General features: G+C 35.5%; 20 protein-coding genes. All 20 read left to right on the top strand.

The genetic code is table 11. From position 1 onward, the window contains the following. Window positions 1-7: 7 nt before the first annotated feature. The 20 genes from H6F42_RS06900 (at window position 8) to H6F42_RS06805 (ending at window position 18,570) form a co-directional block, all read left to right on the top strand. Window positions 8-550 (top strand): hypothetical protein, encoded by a 543-nt coding sequence (locus H6F42_RS06900; RefSeq protein WP_190398624.1) that lies wholly within the window; start codon window positions 8-10, stop codon window positions 548-550. Between the two features lie 197 nt (window positions 551-747). Further along, complete coding sequence (locus tag H6F42_RS06895; protein ID WP_190398623.1) at window positions 748-1,986, top strand: polysaccharide ABC transporter ATP-binding protein; 1,239 nt, start codon at window positions 748-750, stop codon at window positions 1,984-1,986. A gap of 4 nt (window positions 1,987-1,990) precedes the next feature. After that, entirely contained in the window at window positions 1,991-2,563 is a 573-nt protein-coding gene (locus H6F42_RS06890) for an acyltransferase (RefSeq protein WP_190398622.1), read from the top strand. A gap of 142 nt (window positions 2,564-2,705) precedes the next feature. Then, the gene (locus tag H6F42_RS06885) at window positions 2,706-3,251 is read left to right on the top strand and encodes a hypothetical protein (RefSeq protein WP_190398621.1); all 546 of its coding nucleotides are present in this window, start codon (window positions 2,706-2,708) and stop codon (window positions 3,249-3,251) included. Further along, the gene (locus H6F42_RS06880; protein ID WP_190398620.1) at window positions 3,248-4,225 is read left to right on the top strand and encodes a polysaccharide pyruvyl transferase family protein; all 978 of its coding nucleotides are present in this window, start codon (window positions 3,248-3,250) and stop codon (window positions 4,223-4,225) included. Before H6F42_RS06885 ends, H6F42_RS06880 begins: the two co-directional genes overlap by 4 nt. Continuing rightward, on the top strand, window positions 4,212-5,063 hold the full coding sequence (locus H6F42_RS06875; protein ID WP_190398619.1) for a methyltransferase domain-containing protein: 852 nt from the start codon (window positions 4,212-4,214) through the stop codon (window positions 5,061-5,063). Before H6F42_RS06880 ends, H6F42_RS06875 begins: the two co-directional genes overlap by 14 nt. Further along, a complete protein-coding gene (locus H6F42_RS06870; RefSeq protein ID WP_190398618.1) occupies window positions 5,060-6,280 on the top strand; it encodes a glycosyltransferase family 4 protein in 1,221 nt (406 codons plus the stop codon). Before H6F42_RS06875 ends, H6F42_RS06870 begins: the two co-directional genes overlap by 4 nt. Window positions 6,281-6,674: 394 nt before the next feature. Next, a complete protein-coding gene (gene rfbF / locus H6F42_RS06865) occupies window positions 6,675-7,451 on the top strand; it encodes a glucose-1-phosphate cytidylyltransferase (RefSeq protein WP_190398617.1) in 777 nt (258 codons plus the stop codon). After that, on the top strand, window positions 7,448-8,428 hold the full coding sequence (locus H6F42_RS06860) for a GDP-mannose 4,6-dehydratase (protein ID WP_190398616.1): 981 nt from the start codon (window positions 7,448-7,450) through the stop codon (window positions 8,426-8,428). Before rfbF ends, H6F42_RS06860 begins: the two co-directional genes overlap by 4 nt. A gap of 14 nt (window positions 8,429-8,442) precedes the next feature. After that, window positions 8,443-9,795, top strand: coding sequence for a lipopolysaccharide biosynthesis protein RfbH (gene rfbH, locus H6F42_RS06855; protein WP_190398615.1), 1,353 nt, complete (start codon window positions 8,443-8,445; stop codon window positions 9,793-9,795). 64 nt (window positions 9,796-9,859) lie between these two features. Beyond that, a complete protein-coding gene (locus tag H6F42_RS06850) occupies window positions 9,860-10,912 on the top strand; it encodes an NAD-dependent epimerase/dehydratase family protein (protein ID WP_190398614.1) in 1,053 nt (350 codons plus the stop codon). Then, the gene (locus H6F42_RS06845) at window positions 10,905-11,720 is read left to right on the top strand and encodes a transketolase (RefSeq protein ID WP_190398613.1); all 816 of its coding nucleotides are present in this window, start codon (window positions 10,905-10,907) and stop codon (window positions 11,718-11,720) included. The genes H6F42_RS06850 and H6F42_RS06845 overlap by 8 nt, the downstream gene beginning before the upstream one ends. Beyond that, complete coding sequence (locus H6F42_RS06840) at window positions 11,717-12,640, top strand: transketolase C-terminal domain-containing protein (protein WP_190398612.1); 924 nt, start codon at window positions 11,717-11,719, stop codon at window positions 12,638-12,640. The genes H6F42_RS06845 and H6F42_RS06840 overlap by 4 nt, the downstream gene beginning before the upstream one ends. 90 nt (window positions 12,641-12,730) lie before the next feature. Further along, on the top strand, window positions 12,731-13,183 hold the full coding sequence (locus H6F42_RS06835; protein WP_190398611.1) for a DUF29 domain-containing protein: 453 nt from the start codon (window positions 12,731-12,733) through the stop codon (window positions 13,181-13,183). 5 nt (window positions 13,184-13,188) lie between these two features. Then, complete coding sequence (locus tag H6F42_RS06830) at window positions 13,189-13,800, top strand: hypothetical protein (RefSeq protein ID WP_190398610.1); 612 nt, start codon at window positions 13,189-13,191, stop codon at window positions 13,798-13,800. A 53-nt stretch (window positions 13,801-13,853) separates the two neighbouring features. After that, window positions 13,854-14,219 (top strand): GtrA family protein, encoded by a 366-nt coding sequence (locus H6F42_RS06825; protein ID WP_199288934.1) that lies wholly within the window; start codon window positions 13,854-13,856, stop codon window positions 14,217-14,219. A gap of 3 nt (window positions 14,220-14,222) precedes the next feature. Beyond that, a complete protein-coding gene (locus H6F42_RS06820; protein WP_190398609.1) occupies window positions 14,223-15,164 on the top strand; it encodes a glycosyltransferase family 2 protein in 942 nt (313 codons plus the stop codon). Between the two features lie 156 nt (window positions 15,165-15,320). Beyond that, window positions 15,321-17,000: a glycosyltransferase family 39 protein gene (locus H6F42_RS06815; RefSeq protein WP_190398608.1), complete on the top strand. Its 1,680-nt coding sequence runs from the start codon at window positions 15,321-15,323 to the stop codon at window positions 16,998-17,000. Between the two features lie 586 nt (window positions 17,001-17,586). Continuing rightward, window positions 17,587-18,105 (top strand): hypothetical protein, encoded by a 519-nt coding sequence (locus tag H6F42_RS06810; RefSeq protein ID WP_190398607.1) that lies wholly within the window; start codon window positions 17,587-17,589, stop codon window positions 18,103-18,105. 12 nt (window positions 18,106-18,117) lie between these two features. Further along, window positions 18,118-18,570, top strand: coding sequence for a class I SAM-dependent methyltransferase (locus H6F42_RS06805; RefSeq protein ID WP_190398606.1), 453 nt, complete (start codon window positions 18,118-18,120; stop codon window positions 18,568-18,570). Window positions 18,571-18,574 lie beyond the last annotated feature (4 nt).

The raw sequence follows: 18,574 nt of genomic DNA, 5'->3' as shown, positions 1-18,574 counted from the left end.
CTAATCTATGGCCTCACGAACCTTAGTCAAAACTTACCTAGCTCAATGGATGCAGATGGGTAAAGCTGTTCACTTACCTCAACAAAACAAGGAAGTGTACATACATAAAATTATACAAGGTGAAAAATATTCCCCTGTATTCAATAAGCTTTGGGATGAAATTAGTACAGCCAAAGCTCAAGAAGCTTATCTAAATGGGACATCTCAAACCATTAGTGATTTACTGAGCAATCAGTGGGAGATCATACCCTGCGCTCGTTGTAGTTTACTTGTACCTTGCTTGGATATGGGCGCAAGAGTTCCCATTAGCTGCCCCTGTGATGATTTGGTAGGACATCCCAATCTTGAATCTATAGCCCCCCGTCAGCCCGTCAAGACGCTTAGTCATCTGGACAACTTATGCGATCGCTTAGATCAGAAATTAGGGAAGCAAGATGAAGACCCCAATGAAAATGCATCAGACTCTATGTATACTTCCGAAGATGAAGACAATCAAGCTATACGCAACCTCAGAAACTCAATCCTAAGACTTGTAAAAACGACCCTCTAAGTCATAATAAAGGCAAAATCCCTCTATTTATATAAGCAAGCTTGTAATTTAAATTACAAGTCAGTGCGCCATAAAAATCCATATTTTGACTGTATTTTGAGAAAAAATTACTCGATTATCCCTCTCTTCTGATATGGTAAACAGAGATTCTTGCTTATATAATTTTTTAAGACTAAAGAACGAATAAAAGGCGAAAAATGTCTGACACAGTCATTCGGGTTGAAAACTTAAGCAAGAAATATATCATTGGTCATCAAAAGCAAGAGCGTTATACCTCCTTGAGAGATGTCATCGCCAATGGGACAAAATCCTTACTCCATAGCTTATCTGGTAAACGCCCAGATGATTCGGACGACATCTCAGAGGAATTTTGGGCGCTCAAGGATGTCTCCTTTGAAATTAAGCAAGGCGATCGGGTTGGCATCATCGGACGCAACGGTGCAGGCAAATCTACTCTCCTCAAAATCCTCAGCCGCATCACCGAACCAACATCAGGCAAAATTTCCATCAAAGGCAGAGTCGCCAGTCTTCTCGAAGTTGGCACAGGCTTCCATCCTGAACTCACAGGACGCGAAAATGTCTATCTCAATGGCGCAATTTTAGGGATGGATCGCGCTGAGATTAAGAAAAAATTTGATGAAATAGTTGCCTTTGCCGAGATTGAGAGGTTTTTAGATACGCCCGTCAAGCGTTATTCATCTGGAATGTATGTACGCTTAGCCTTTGCGGTAGCAGCACATTTAGAACCAGAGATTTTAATTGTAGATGAAGTACTGGCTGTGGGAGATGCACAGTTTCAAGAAAAGTGCTTAGGCAAAATGCAAGATGTTACGAAGGAAGGTAGAACTATTATATTTGTAAGCCATAACATGGGAGCGATTAAAGCCTTATGTCAAAGAGGTTTGTATCTAAGAAAAGGTGAATTATTGGCTAATGATAGTATTGAAAAAATAGTAAATTGTTATTTTGACTCAGGTCAAGTATATAGTTTGGACTACTTCTGTCCAGAAATTAGAGAAAGACCATACATCAAAACAATTCGTATTTCTCAACAAGATAACTTGCAAAACAATAATTTTAATATAGATAAGTCTATTACTATCTATATTGAATTTGAGAGCTACGGAAAAAATGAAATAGTTACTTGTATAGCAGTCCGCAATCAGCAAGGACTACTGGTGCATCATTCTAGTGATGAATTTATGACTGAAAAAACATCAATTGGGGATATCCGAAAGTGTATTATTCCTGCGTACGGTTTATCAGCCTCTAAATACTATGTTGATGTATCCATAGCTCAAAGAAATTATGAAATACTAGACCAAGTTTTTGATTTTTTATGCTTCGAGGTTGAATTTACTGGTATAGGATCAGATAAAACTACGGCTAATGATTGGAAAGGCGTATGTGGACCAGGACTGTTAATGTGGCACTAATAATATGTTAGTTAAGCAATTCATAAAAAGAGTGTTAAGACTTACGAGTAAGCTTATCGTAGCTCTTTTAGAAATACTATCTGAGATGGAGTCTCGAATCTCTGATCCAGGTGACTACTTGTTTTTTAAAAGAATTTTTTTGAATTGTAATAAAGTAAAACATGGTAAAGACTTGTTTGTTGGTCGTGGGTTTCGTATTCTTAATATGGGATACAATATGGTTCTAGGTGAACGTTGTGCGTTAGGTGACTATGTACGAGTAGTTAATTATAACTCTATAGTTATAGGCGACGACTTTATTGGTTCCGCAGGGCTTCATTTAGAAACTGGTGCACATGACCCAAATACTCTTATTCCTAAACCTTTACCAATTACTATTGGCAATAGAGTCTGGTGTGGAATCAATGTAACTATAATGGCAGGTGTAACTATTGGTGATGATGTAGTTATAGGGGCGGGAAGCTTAGTCTGTAGAGATATACCATCCAATAGTATTGCAGTGGGAATCCCCGCAAAAGTTACTAGACCTCTTGAAAGAGATCACATAACTTATGTATGGTCAGCTTTTAAAGGTTAGGTAATGTGACAATCACAAGTATTATTTACTACAACCGTGACAGTCTTTGTGTTTTTACTAAAGCAATTATTTTGAAAGTGATTATTCTAACTTAATTAATCTAATCTAATATAGAAACTGAGCTACAAATCCATAGAAATATATGCTAAAAAAATTATTTCCCAAGAAAAAGAAAAAAGAAAACATCGGACTATGGTCATCTAATTGGGAATTTGATGAGGAGTGGAAAAACAGGATTTCAACGATGGCAGCCTACATTAATACTTCAGGAACTGTTGCTGATTTTGGTTGCGGTCTGATGTGGCTAGAGCCTCTTTTGAAGCCAGAAAATACTTATCTGCCGATTGATTATATTGCAAGAGATGAGAGGACTTTAGTTATAGACTTGAATAAAGATTTATTGCCAGAGTTGAATGCTGACATAGCTTTTTTGAGTGGTGTTTTAGAATACGTAATTGATATTGAAAATTTTGTATATAATCTAACGAATAAAAACTTTAAAAAGATAATTCTGTCATATTGCACATTAGAAAAATTTAGTGATGTCAATGGACGTGAATCTCTCAATTGGGTAAGTCATAAATCTATTTTTGATATTTTGTCAATGTTTACTAGTAAGTACTCCTTATCAGCTATTAATGATGTCAAAGGGAATACAATTTTTGTTTTTGATTGCAAGGCATTATGAAAATTTGTTTGTTTGATCCAGGGATTGAAGATAATAATGGTAAGCCAAGTTCTAATCTAGGCGATCTAATTATTCAAGAAGCTGTAATGCGGGAGCTAAAAGATATATTCGGAAATAGCCCTATAGAAAAAATTTCAACTCAATCTAAAATAGATAATGATGGTTGTAAGAAAATTCAGACATCTGATTTGTGTTTTGTAGGAGGAACTAACCTCCTCTCATCAAACATGGACAAATACAATCAATGGAAAATATCTTTGTTTGATACTTTTGTGATGAGAAATGCCATCTTACTTGGAGTGGGGTGGTGGCAGTATCAAGATTCGCCCAACCTATATACAAGGTTTTTGTTAAAATCTGCTTTGTCGAATAGTTATTTGCATTCAGTAAGAGATAGCTATACAAAAGCAAAGCTTGCCTCTATTGGTATAACTAATGTAATTAACACGGGATGTCCTACGATGTGGTCACTATCTCAAATTAAAATAGATCAAATCCCTAGGAATAAATCTGAAAATGCTCTTTTGATGCTTACTGACTATTCTAAAAATTTAGACTTAGACAAAAAATTAATCGAATTATTGCTAAGTAAATATGAAGAAGTTTTTGTGTGGCCACAAGGTAGTCAAGATTTAGAATATATCAAATCTCTTAATGTTTCATTAACTATACTGGATAGATCCTTAGATGCACTTGATGCTTTCTTAAAGTCAGATATCCAATTTGATTATATAGGAACTAGATTACACGGAGGTATAAGATGTCTTTTGTCTAACAGAAGATCTCTAATCCTAGAGATTGATAATCGGGCTAAAGAGATAGCTAGTGATACAGGACTCACAACTGTTCCAAGAAATGATCTGACATATATTAGTCAGTGGATTGAGAAATCTTCTGAAACAAAAATACGAATAGATACATCATCTATAAATAAGTGGAAAGAACAATTTAAAATGATTTATGAAATATCTTAACCTTGGTTGTGGTTTGCGGTTCCACACTGATTGGACAAATATCAATTTTACAAAAACTGGTAAAGACGTATTTGTCTATGATTTAAATAGGGGTATCCCATTTCCTGATAATTCTTTTGATGTCGTGTATCATTCTCATATTCTAGAACATTTTCCTAAGTCTCAGGCGATGTTCTTTGTGACAGAGTGTTTTCGGGTTCTTAAGCCCCAAGGTATACTAAGAATAGCAGTTCCAGATCTTGAACAAATTGTTGAAACCTATTTATTGTGTCTAGAAAAAGTAGAATTTAATTCCCAAGAATGGCAACAAAATTATGAATGGATACTGCTAGAAATGTTTGATCAAGCAGTTAGAAATGTATCTGGAGGGGAAATGGCGAAATTCATTTATCGCCAAGATCTGATCAATCAAGAATTTATAACCCGTAGAAGCGGAATAAAAATTCCAACTATGTCACCAGAAAATCTTAGTAAAGAGACAACAAATATTATTCAAAAGAACTTAATACTAAATATAGTTAAGCATATATATCGATTCTTCAAATACAACGATTATCGCCGTGTTTTTTTTCAGAGATTACTGCTTAATAAAGAAGAATTTGAAGCTCTACAGATCGGTAAATTTAGACAAACAGGAGAAGTTCATCAATGGATGTACGACTATTATTCCCTTTCTTGGCTATTGCAAAAATGTGGGTTTGGACAAATTAAGAAACAAACTGCTTCTGAAAGTTATATTTTAAATTGGACTTCCTTTAATTTGGATACCGAGTCGGATGGTTCTGTTTATAAGCCTGATTCTCTTTTCATCGAAGCCATAAAAAGCAATAATTCATGAAAGTATTACATATTAACTCGGATATCATTGGCGGTGCTGGTATAGCGAGTTATCGCCTTCATCAAGGATTATTAAAACATGGTATTGACTCAAAGTTTCTAGTTGGTAATGCCTCTAACTGTGATGATCGAATATCAATTATTCCGTCCAAATTTGTGGCGATAAGTAAAAAGCTTAATCATTTCAACGCTCGGCTTGGACTTAACTACATTCATCTGCTAAATACTTTTAATATTACTAAATGTAAGTCTTATCAAGAAGCTGACGTACTCAATTTTCATAACCTTCATGGAGGTTATTTTAACTATTTAGCTATTTCAAAACTAACTCAAGATAAGCCTTCCGTTTTCACTTTACATGACATGTGGAGTTTTACAGGACACTGTGCCTATAGCTATGACTGCGATCGCTGGGAAATTGGTTGTGGGAAATGCCCCTATCCCAGTAATTATCCAGCTTTTTACCATCGAGACAATACAAGAATTGAATGGAAATTAAAAGATTGGATTTATAGTAAATCTAACTTAAGTATTGTAACTCTTAGTAGTTGGTTAACAGAAAAAGCTAAATCAAGTATGCTAAAACGCTTTCCTATTCACCACATTCCTAATGGAATTGATACTAACGCATTTAAACCACTAGATCCTACTGAATGCAAAAAAAATCTAAATATCCCCACCAATAAAAAGGTTCTCCTGTTTGCTGCTGCTAGCTTACAGGATAGTCGTAAGGGTGGAGATTTACTTATTAAAGCCTTAAAAAAATTGCCTTCCTCTCTAAAAGCTGAAACTATATTATTAACTTTCGGATATGAATGTGCAGAAATACTTTCTGATTTAGATATGCAAACTATAAGTCTGGGATATATCAATAGTGATTTTTTAAAATCTATAGCTTTCTCCGCATCTGACTTATTTGTTTTTCCTACTCGCGCTGACAATCTACCCTTGGTCTTGCAAGAAAGTATGTCTTGTGGAACACCTATGGTATCTTTTCACGTAGGTGGTGTCCCTGATCTAGTACGCCCTAATGTTACTGGTTACTTAGCTCAAGCTGAAGACATAGATGATTTCTGTAAGGGGATTATTATGCTACTAGAAGATGAACAATTAAGATTACAAATGAGCAAAAACTGTAGGTCAATCGCTATAGCAGAGTATTCAATAGAAAAACAAGCAGAAAAATATACTGGATTATACGAAAGCTTTTTGTTTTAATATTAAACAGAGTAATCTTGAGTTACTAATTAGACATTTTAGCGTTCAGTGCTATATCAATACTTAGGGCATTTTCAAAACATCCGTTCATTTATTCTAGATCGTATTTTTTATTTATTTGATTGACTGTTAGCTTTGTAGCAAACAGTCAATCAAATCAAATTATTACCATGCAATCCTTATATCAACGTTAAAAAATGTTCGGAGTACTATGATATAACATTCTTAAATAATTTGTAGATTATTGGGTTTGTGGAAGCGCACTCTTTGGGATGCGTCTCCACAAACTATTTAGAATTTCTATAAATTAGTGGAGTCCGTCCTAGGTTAGACTTGCAGACTGACATTTTATATTATTCATACAAACAAAAATAACTTGGTGGAGACTATCTAAATGAAGGTTGTATTATTTTGTGGGGGTCAGGGGACAAGACTGCGAGAAGAAACTGAGTATCGACCGAAGCCTTTAGTGGAAGTTGGCGGACGACCGATTCTTTGGCACATTATGAAGTTGTTTGCCCATCATGGTTTAAGAGACTTTGTTTTATGTCTTGGCTATAAAGGAAATATGATCAAGGAATATTTCCTAAACTATGAGGCGATGAATAATGACTTTACTATCCGATTAGGCACAAGCCATCAGGTTGCTTATCATAATATGCATACTGAGCAAGATTTCTCGGTAACTCTTGCCAATACTGGTTTGGAGTCTATGACTGGTGGCAGATTGCATCAGGTTAGTCGATATATTGATGATGACATCTTTATGGTGAGTTATGGCGATGGAGTGGCTGATATTGATATCTCTAGCCTAATTGAATTTCATAAGAGTCATGGAAAAATTGCCACGGTCACAACTGTAAAACCTTATTCTCGGTTTGGGATTCTCAATATCAGCGATCGCGAAGAGGTTTTAGATTTTACCGAAAAGCCACAAATAGACGGATGGGCAAGTGTCGGATTCTTTGTATTCAATCGCAAAATTTTTGATTATTTAGGAGGCTCTGACTGTGTTTTGGAGCAAGACCCCCTAGAAAAGCTTGCCCAAGACGGACAACTGATGGCGTACCGTCATCACGGTTTTTTCTATGCCATGGATACCTATCGAGAGTATAAGTATTTGAATGAGCTTTGGGATCAAAATAATGCACCTTGGAAGGTCTGGTCATGAATAATTTTTGGCAAGATCGCTCTGTATTGATTACTGGATGTACGGGTTTACTGGGAAGTTGGATGACCCAAGAGCTAGTCAATCGCGGGGCAAAAGTAGTTGGTTTAGTCAGGGATTGGACACCTCAATCACGGTTGTTTCAAGAAGGTCTGGAGCGCAAAATTAATACGGTCTATGGCAGAATCGAAGACCTATCAACTTTAGAGCGCACGATCAATGAATATGAAGTAGAGACTGTATTTCACTTAGCTGCCCAGACAATTGTGGGGGTTGCTAATCGTGAGCCTCTAGCGACTTTTGAAGCGAATATCAAAGGAACTTGGAATGTTTTAGAAGCTTGTCGGCGAGTTGGCGGAGTGAAGCGGATTGTCATTGCTTCTAGTGATAAGGCATACGGTGATCAAGAAATTCTGCCCTATGATGAGACTACACCTTTGCAGGGTGAGCATCCCTATGATGTCTCCAAAAGTTGTGCAGATTTAATCAGTCATACTTATTACAAGTCCTATGGCTTGCCAGTTTGCATAACACGCTGTGGAAATTTTTATGGAGGTGGTGATCTTAATTTTAATCGCATTGTTCCTGATACAATTCGGTCGGCTTTGCGCGATCGCCCTGTAACCATTCGCAGTGATGGCAGCTACATTCGCGACTATTTTTATGTCAAAGATGGCGTTTTGGCATACTTGCATCTAGCCGAACAAATGGATCGTCCTGAGATATTAGGTGAGGCTTTTAATTTTAGCAATGAAATACAAGTAACTGTACTAGAAATAGTTCGCAAAACACTGGAACTAATGGACAAAAAACATTTAGAACCGAAAGTTTTAAATCAAGCTACCAACGAAATTAAACACCAGTATTTATCGGCGGCAAAAGCGCGGCATCTTTTAAACTGGAGTCCTAAATATTCATTGGAAGAAGGTTTGCAAGAAGCAATCGCGTGGTACAAAAATTTCCTAGTCAACATTAATTAGGGTCTACTTAATCTATGACATCCTCCAGTTCATATACACCACTTAAAGGTAGTTCTGACGGTCAAGAAGAAGCTTTGCGATCGCAAGTTTTTGAAGCCGTTAAAAATTATTACCAACATAAGTTTGCGCCCAAAGACTTTGTTGAAGGAAAAAGCTATGTATCAGTTTCAGGCAAAGTATTTGATGAGTCCGAATTAGTTAATCTGGTTGATGCTTCCCTCGATTTTTGGCTAACAACGGGACGTTACGCTGCTGAATTTGAAAAACGCTTTGCCGAATGGCTAGGAGTCAAGCATTGTTTGTTAGTCAATTCTGGCTCTTCTGCTAATTTATTAGCTCTTACCGCTTTGACATCACCCAAGTTAGGCGATAAGCGACTAAAGGCAGGGGATGAAGTAATCACCGTCGCCGCAGGATTTCCAACTACCGTTAATCCCATTTTTCAAAATCAGTTAATTCCTGTTTTTGTGGATATTCAGTTACCGAGTTATGAAATTGATGTTACTCAACTAGAAGCTGCCATATCGCCGCGATCGCGTGCGATCATGATTGCCCATACTCTTGGCAATGCTTTTGACATCGATGCAGTTCTTGCCTTTGCCAAAAAGTATGACATATGGGTAATTGAAGATAATTGTGACGCAGTCGGAACTACCTACCGACAGCAAAAAACTGGTACGTTTGGACATCTATCCACTGTCAGTTTTTATCCCGCCCATCATATGACTATGGGAGAAGGCGGAGCAGTATTAACCAATGATAGTCGGTTAAAGAAAATTGTTGAATCTTTTCGAGATTGGGGTAGAGATTGCTGGTGTCCTCCTGGGGTAGACAATACCTGTGGCAAACGCTACGAATGGCAACTTGGAGAGTTACCCACTGGATACGATCACAAATATACCTATTCGCATATTGGTTACAATCTCAAAATGACCGATATGCAGGCAGCAGTGGGTGTAGCTCAATTGGATAAGTTGCCATCATTTATTGAGAAAAGAAAACAAAATTTTGAGTTTCTTTATTCTCGATTACAAGATTTACAAGATGTTTTGTTACTGCCTGAAGTAACGCCTAATTCTGATCCCAGTTGGTTTGGTTTTTTGCTTTCAGTTAAAGAAAATGCTCCTTTTACAAGGAATGAGCTTGTCCAACATTTGGAGTCAAAGCGAATTGGTACAAGGCTATTATTTGCAGGAAACTTAACTAGGCAGCCAGCGTATAAAGATTTAAACTATCGGATTATTGGTGATCTCAAAAATACAGATTGGGTCATGCAAAACTCGTTTTGGCTGGGGCTATTTCCAAGTCTGACCGAAGAGATGTTAAATTATGTCGTGTCAGTAATTCATCAATTCTGTAAGAGGTAATGGTAAATGATGGCGACCATCCCACGACTTGTATCTCTGACTAAGCTAGTTATAAATAATCACTATGATTAATCCATTAGCATCAGACTTAGATCACATTCTTTCCCATACCTATGACCTATGGGAAGAAGTAAGAGAGAAGCAAGTTTTTATCACAGGTGGAACTGGATTTTTTGGTTGCTGGCTGTTAGAGAGTTTTATTTGGGCTAATGATAAACTCGAATTGAATTCAACAATTCATGTATTAACCAGAAATATTCAAGCTTTCACTAATAAGGCTCCTCATTTAGCTAGTCATCCAGCCATAAAATTTCACTTCGGTGATGTTACATCTTTTGAATTTCCTGATATTAAGTTCTCTCATGTAATTCATGCTGCTACCGAAGTTAATGTAATTAGTAATTGCAATACATCACTAGAAGTTTTTAATACAATTACAGAAGGGACAAAGCACATTTTAGATTTAGCGATTCAATGTGAAACCAATAAATTGTTGTTGACTAGTTCAGGTGCTGTATATGGTAAGCAGCCTAGTCAAATCAATTATATACTTGAAGATTATCAAGGATCGCCAGATCTAATGGATTTTAAATCTGGGTATGCTCAAGGTAAAAGAGTGTCAGAATTTTTATGTAACTCCTATGCAAATAAGCATGGGTTTGAAGTAAAAATTGCACGTTGCTTTGCATTTATTGGTGCTTATCTATCTCTGGATAGTCATTTAGCGATCGCTAGTTTCATTAAAGCTGGACTAAATGAATCTGATATCAATATTCAAGGTGATGGGACTACTTGTCGTTCTTATCTATACATGGCAGATCTAGCAATTTGGCTATGGACTATTCTATTTAAAGGAGAAAACTGCTATCCCTATAATGTAGGTTCTGACAAGGTAATCACTATAGCTGAATTAGCTAATTTAGTATCAAAAGTATTTGGTCACAATCAATTAGTTACTATCGCCAAAGAACATGATCCTAATCAACCTATTGAAAGATACGTTCCTTCAATACAAAGAGCTTTCGATTCATTAAATTTAAAGCCAACTATTTCAATTGAAGAGGCAATTATGCATTCGATAAATTGGTACTCTCACACAGGAGCGAGGTATGTTTGAATCGCAAAAATTGCGTAAGACCATTTTAGAAATGGCGTATGCTGGCTCTACAGTTCATATTGCCTGCGCTTTCTCCATTGTCGAGATTTTGGCAGTACTTTATCGATCACACCTCAATCTTGGCAATGGTCAACCTGAAGATCCACTGCGCGATTATTTAGTCTTAAGTAAAGGGCATGGGGTGATGGCTCAATATGCTTGTATGCTCGAATTAGGATGGCTTAACGATACCGACATTCAAACTTATTTTAGCGATGGTACTACTCTCAAGGGTTTATCCGATGCTCATATATCTGGACTTGAGGTTTCTTCAGGCTCACTTGGTCATGGCTTATCGGTAGGTGTTGGGTTAGCACTTGGAGCCAAGCGCAATCAAACTCAGCAAAAATGTTTTGCTATTGTTGGCGATGGAGAACTAAATGAAGGCGCTATTTGGGAAGCTTTGATGTTTGCTTCTCATTTTAAACTTGATAATCTAATGGTCATTGTTGATGCCAATGGCTATCAAGCAATGGGTTCCACTCAAGAAGTTATGGACATGGGTGACATTACTGCTAAATTTATTGCATTCGGTTTTGAGGCTCTAGAAATAGATGGTCACGATGAGCACCTTCTGGATCAGACAATTAGCAAACTAATGAATACGCAGTCAGGTAAACCTAAAGCAATTATTGCCAATACAGTAAAAGGTAAGGGCATATCTTTTATGGAAGCTGATAACCGCTGGCACTATACAAGGCTCACGCCTGAGAGTTATCAAAATGCGATCGCCGAGTTATCAGAAACTGAGTTAGTATCCTTACTATGAGAAATGCTTTTAGTAATGCCCTAGTAAATGCGGCTAAATTTGACCCACGAGTTGTTTTATTAACTGGCGACCACGGCTATTCTTTATTTGATGAGTTTCGGAAAGTATGCCCTGATCAATATATTAACGCGGGTGTAGCCGAACAAAATATGGTCGGTGTGGCCGCAGGACTTGCTAAAGCTGGATTTAAGCCTTTTGTCTATGGCTTAAGTGCATTCGTTCCGATTAGGGTGCTGGAGCAAATCAAATTAGATGTTTGTTATGATCAGCTACCTGTAATATTAATCGGAGATGGAGCTGGAGTTGTATACAGTAGTTTAGGTTCTAGCCATCAAAGTACTGAAGATATCGCCGCTTTACGAGCAGTACCTCACATAACTATTTTGTCCCCTGCGGATAGTTATGAGATGACCCAATGTATGGCGCTAGCTATCCAATCTAATCAACCAGTTTATATACGAATCGGCAAAGCAGATTTAGAACCCATTCACGATTCTTTACCTATCTTTCAACTGGGTGACTTGTGTCAAATTAAACAAGGAAGTAGCAAAATATGCCTGATCGCCACTGGCTCAATGGTCAAGACCGCGATGAGTGTCAGCGAAAAACTCGATAATTTAGAAGTGTGGAGCGCTCCTTGCATCAAACCAATAAATATTGAACAAGTTATATCCATCGCTCAACGACACGAAATCATTGTTGTTTTAGAAGAGCATTCAGTATATGGAGGACTGGGATCAGCGATCGCTGAAATAACAGCAGAGTATTATCCAGTTAAAGTTTTTAGAATTGGCATTCAAGATAGATTTTCTAAGTTTTGTGGAAGCTATCAATACTTAATAGAAGAACATAAATTAGACTTAAAATATGTTTTATCCAAGATTGAGAATTTAGTCTATTGCAAAACAAAAAGTTTATAATTGTCTAATAATAGTGATTATTACAGAAGCCAATTGACTCGTGTTTTTTTAACTTGAATTAGAGTTTGTCGTTCGACCCAGTATATTAATATGAAAAAATTATACGAACAAGACTATAGCCAATGGGCAGAAACTATGGCTGATTTACTTGCATCAGGAAAATTTGTAGAATTAGATATTGAAAACTTAGTAGAAGAGGTGCGAGACTTGTCAAAACGGGAACGCGATCGCCTACTGAGTAGTTTGCGCCTTATTTTGCATCATTTACTCAAATGGGACTATCAAAGTCACAAGCGATCGCGAAGCTGGCAAAACACTATTAGTAGAGAGCGGGATAACATTGGACTCTATCTAGAAGACAGTCCTAGCCTAAATCAATATTTAAACAATGAATCTCTTGAAAAAATTTATCGTGTAGCTCGTTCTGATGCTATGCGAGAAATTGGCTTAAATCTTCCCAAAACTTGTCCCTACAATATTGAAACTGCTTTAAATCGTCTTATTGATATTGAAATTACAAAAAACAATTCCGATGGGGCTTGATTTTTATGTCATTTAATAATTACAAAAGCATTGCCCAGGTCTTAGCCGACTTTCCTTTGATTTATCAAGAGCAAGAATTGATCCCATCACTCCCCGCTACTGTTGAAATTAATCCTTACTTTCTTGAGCGATTACAGTTAGTGCTTTCAGAAGGTGTTGTTTTTAATTCAGAATACGCCATTTGTGAAAATATTATCTCACCAATATTGCTCGAAGTTTGGTTAACATACCGAGATAAATTACTGCTGTGGAGCCATCAGCCTCTCAACTTTGATGACCAACTGTCTGGCGTGCCAGATTATATCGTTGCCAAACGATCGCCAAGAGGAAAAGTTATATTAGAACATCCATATTTAATATTGGTAGAAGCGAAAAAAGACAATTTTGAAGAAGGGTGGGGACAATGCTTAGCGGAAATGGTTGCAGCACAGAAATTAAATAACAATCAGCAATACTTAGTTTTTGGTGTAGTTTCTAATGGTAAAATGTGGGAGTTTGGTAGTTTACAAGATGATCTTTTTACCAAAAATATTAGATACTACACTCTAGAAAACTTATCGACCTTGATGGGAGCGCTTCACTTCATTTTTAATAAAAGTATTAGCCAAATAAAATAAAAATACTGTACATTAATCAACCTGATATTGATGATTGTGAGACGATCTCTGAAATGCAAAAAAGCAGATTTATTAATTTTATGTTGGTTGGTTTAATCAATACCCTATTTGGTTATGGTATGTTTGCCTTGCTGCTTCATCTGGGATTATATTATCGCTATTCTTTACTTATTGCTACTATTTGTGGAATATTATTTAACTTTAAAACCATTGGAATTCTTGTTTTTAAGAGTAGAAACAATCGACTTATAGTGCGCTTTGTCGCTGTTTATTTAGTAATTTACTTATTGAATGTTGAATCTTTACGGATTATTTATATGATGGGAATCAGTATATTACTAGGGCAAGCTATCTTAGTAATACCTCTGGCGATTGTTTCTTATTTCCTAAACAAAATTATAGTTTTTAGAGATACATAATAAATGACAAAAAAGATTAGTATTGTCACTCCTTGTTATAACGAGGAAGCAAATGTTGAAGAACTTTATATTCAAACAAAGGTAGTACTTGAGTCTTTAGAGGGATATGAGTGGGAACATATTTTTATTGACAATGATTCAACAGATAACACAGTAAAAATCCTTAGAGAAATCTCCCAAAGAGACCCTAATGTTAAAGTCATTATCAATACGAGGAATTTTGGTGGGGTTCGTTCTACCTATTACGGACTTTTACAGGCTTTTGGAGATGCAGTTATTTTACTTTTTGCGGATTTACAAGACCCACCTCATCTCATTGACAATTTTGTCAGAGAGTGGGAAAAGGGCTATAAAGTGGTAAAAGGGATTAAGACTTCCAGTGAAGAAAGCATCTTATTTTACCTAATTAGAACTTTATATTACTTTTTTATAGGTAAGGTAGCGGAAGTTAAATTAACGGGACACTTTACGGGTTTTGGATTATATGATCAAGAGGTTATTAAACTTTTAAGAGAGCTAGACGATCCTTATCCATACCTTCGGGGAATTATTGCTGAGTTAGGAATGAAAAGCAGTCAAATTTCATACCGACAGAAACAGAGGAAAAGAGGAATTAGTAGTAATAATATTTATCGATTGTATGATTATGCAATGCTAGGTATTACAAGTCACTCTAAGGTTCCACTAAGATTAGCGACTATCTTAGGCTTTTTTATGTCAATACTCACCTTTACAGTCGGCATAGGTTATCTAATTGCTAAGTTGATTTTTTGGAATAGCTTTCCTTTGGGAACTGCACCTTTAACTGTGGGAATTTTCTTGATATCTTCTATGCAATTATTTTTTATCGGTATTATTGGAGAATATATCGGATTAATGCACATGAGAATTTTAAAAAGACCTTTAGTAGTAGAGAGAGAGAGAATAAACTTCTCTGAAAAATAGTTTTTTTGATGACTATATAGCTGTGGTCACTTGCATTAAGACAAATCAAAACCCAAGAAACGAGTTGCGGCGCTTCGCGCGGCAACTCGTCTTCTGGTTTTGTGTCCCAATAAGACTGACCACAGCTATATCTAATAACTATAAAATTTTGAACCAATGGATAAAACTAAAGTTTTAAATCTTAAACAGCTCATCAAGTCCTCCCGTCTATCATTATCAAATATTGCACCCGATTTATTAGTTATATGTGTATGTCTAGTTAGCTTAGTATTCAGTATTATTGAATCTAGAGTAAATATTGATGCTCATCATTGGGGATTCATGTATGCTAATGCAACTCAACTAAACCAAGGTTTGATTCCGTTTAAAGACATATTTATCCAATATGGCTTTCTCACCACATGGATTCAGGCATTTGCTATGCATTTTTTGGGAGATACAGTTGTTGCTGTAGGGATAATAACGGGAGTATTTTATTCAATCAATATCTACCTTTCTTATTGTCTATGGCAAAAGGTTCTGAATAGATGGCTTTCTGCTGTATCAGCTTTACTGATGTTTTTAGTGCATGGCTATATAATTTATCCTTGGTCAAATTATATTTCTTATACTTTTCTACTTCTCGCTTTACTCCTGATAGTTAATTCTCAAGAAAGGAAAAGTTATTATATATTGTCAGGAGTTTTCTTTGCGTTAAATGTTCTAGCTAGACAAACATCATTAGTTCCTACTTTGATACCGATTGAGCTTTACTTTGTTTATAGTTACCTAATTTCTAAGAATGAACATCAACTTAGCAAAAAAAAGCTTATTAACATAGCTATATTTAATCTTTCAATAGCTACTATTTTTATAGTTTTTTATCTATACCTTGTTAGAGTGGCTGCTTTAAAAGATTGGTATCTTCAGTCGGTTACGATTTTGGATTTCTATGAAGAGCTTTTAGGTAATAGATTTCAACTTTTAAAGAGTTTAGTCAAAAATTTGATTAGAGGATTGTTAGGAGTAACCAATTTCTATGAGACTAGGTTTAAATATCCAAGATTAATGATTTACTCTTTTATGTTTTTAAACTGTATTATTATTTGTGCAAGACTCGCCTCTAAAATTTTTAGAATAAAACCTCCTAAAAACACAAATATTTCGCAAAGTCTATTCTTGCTTAGCTCTATTTCTCTGGTAGGTTATCTGCAATCTGTGCATATTTATGAAATATTTCGTTTGCAAAGTGCTTCGTCTCTGGGTATAGGGTTAACTATATTCTCTTTGGATAGAGTATTAAAGATATTTGGGAAATGGAAAAATTTGTTCTTGGTAGTTCCCATCGTATTTTTAACCATATTATTATGCAAAGACGTTATCTTTGTCCAAAATGCTTCTGTTTATTTCCCTTGGGATCAAAAACAGTTGATTAGTGGAGAACTTCGAGAACCGCAAAAGCTCCGATTCTTGCAAGGCAAACTTTATGATTTTGATACGATTACCTATTATGAAACTCTTAAGGATGAAATTGAAAAGTATAGTGATCAACTAGATTATTTAGTCAACTATACTCCTAACTCTTATGTGTTATTTCTGTCTGATAAGTTTCGCAATATTCAAAAATCTCCTTTTTATAATGCAAGACTCTCTAGCTTAATATTTTCTGAGGAAGAAAACAAAATATCGGAGCTATTTGAGCAGAAAAAAGCTATTCTTGTAACTAGTTATCCTGAAAGAGTACCAATTAATTATTGTTATGTCCATTCACTGGTAAAGCCTATCCCTTATATTAGTCTTCCTCTCTATGTTACTATACCCAAAAATATAGCTAAAGACTGTAAAAGCATTCCTTAGTATTTTAAAAAACTTTAGAGGCATCAAATAAGATCATAAGACTGACTTTAAGACATTTTTATAAATGACTGTAACATTTCTAAATTTATTTTTTTAATTGTGATGGTAACTTACCTTTAGTTCTGCAAAAAAGTATATCTTGTGGGACATTAATGATGTATTTCCACATAAAAGGTTTACTCGAATTAGTACGCCAACATTTTTTAGTAGTATTTCATTTTCTTGATCATCTCTTACTGGTTACTTAGCTCAAGCTGAAGACATAGATGATTTCTGTAAGGGGATTATTATGCTACTAGAAGATGAACAATTAAGATTACAAATGAGCAAAAACTGTAGGTCAATCGCTATAGCAGAGTATTCAATAGAAAAACAAGCAGAAAAATATACTGGATTATATAAAAAGCTCTTATGCTAATATTAAATAAAAACAAAGATGAAGTTATTATGTTGTTATTATTTATTAAGATGTAAAATCATTAAACTGATTTCAAAAAATATCTTATGGTAGATTTTGTTTTTAGATTTTACTTAAGTGAAAAAATATTTCTTTTTCACTCAAAATCAATATTTTTAACAATTCAATTTGAGCAATATTAAAGAGATAAATATTAGCAAATTTATGTTTTTACAAAATTTTTTAAAAAAGATATTATTTTATCCTCAAAGTTTAGTCTTACGACTAAAAATGCGAATAACAAGCAACTTACTGAATAGTAAATCCAAGTGGCAGATACTTGATGAACTGGGCATATACGGTCACGGAACCGATTTGTTGAGAGTTGACTTTCCTCCCAAAAAAAATCCTCAACCTCTTTGGGGATATGAATCTCAACCTAATTGTGCTTTATACGAACTATTAAATGCAAATATTTCTGATCAGATACAGCTTTTAAAATCTATTGTTGAACTTACCAAAGACTACACGCAGTGGTCAGAAAACGAGGATAAAGAAAACCCAAATCTCCCATGGCGTATCAATGAGTTTCTACTACCATTTGATGCCATATCTTTGTATGGAATTATTCAGTATCTACGCCCGAAAAAATATATAGAAATTGGATCTGGGATGTCTACCAGAGTCTCTTACCTAGCCAAGTCTTAAGGTAACGTTCCAATGGAAATTATATCTATTGATCCTGAACCTCGCCTTTCTATCGCACAATTGTGTGATCAAGTATATCGAGTTCATCTTGAAGATTTTAATTGTGATGAATTTTTAAGTCTTGTCACTTCCGATACCCTGATTTTTTTTGATGGTAGTCACCGTGTATTTCCAAGTAGTGATGTAACTGTATTTTTTCTAAACCTTTTGCCAAGCCTGCCTAAAGGTTGCATTGTTCATATTCATGACATTTACTTGCCTAATGACTATCCACCTGAATTACAAAATCGAATTTGGTCTGAGCAATATTTACTTGCAGCCTATCTTTTGGGGGGAGCAAAGCATTTGCAAGTATTACTACCATGTGCTCATTTAGCGTCTAATCAATTAGTTAAAGAGATTTTTGCGGAATCATTTGCAACTCAAGAATTCCCTGGTTGCAGCTTCTGGATTAAAATAGTTTAAATTT

The sequence above is a fragment of the Pseudanabaena sp. FACHB-1998 genome (assembly GCF_014696355.1).
In the GTDB taxonomy this organism is placed as follows: domain Bacteria; phylum Cyanobacteriota; class Cyanobacteriia; order Pseudanabaenales; family Pseudanabaenaceae; genus Pseudanabaena.
This window is presented reverse-complemented; position numbering and strand designations above follow the sequence as displayed.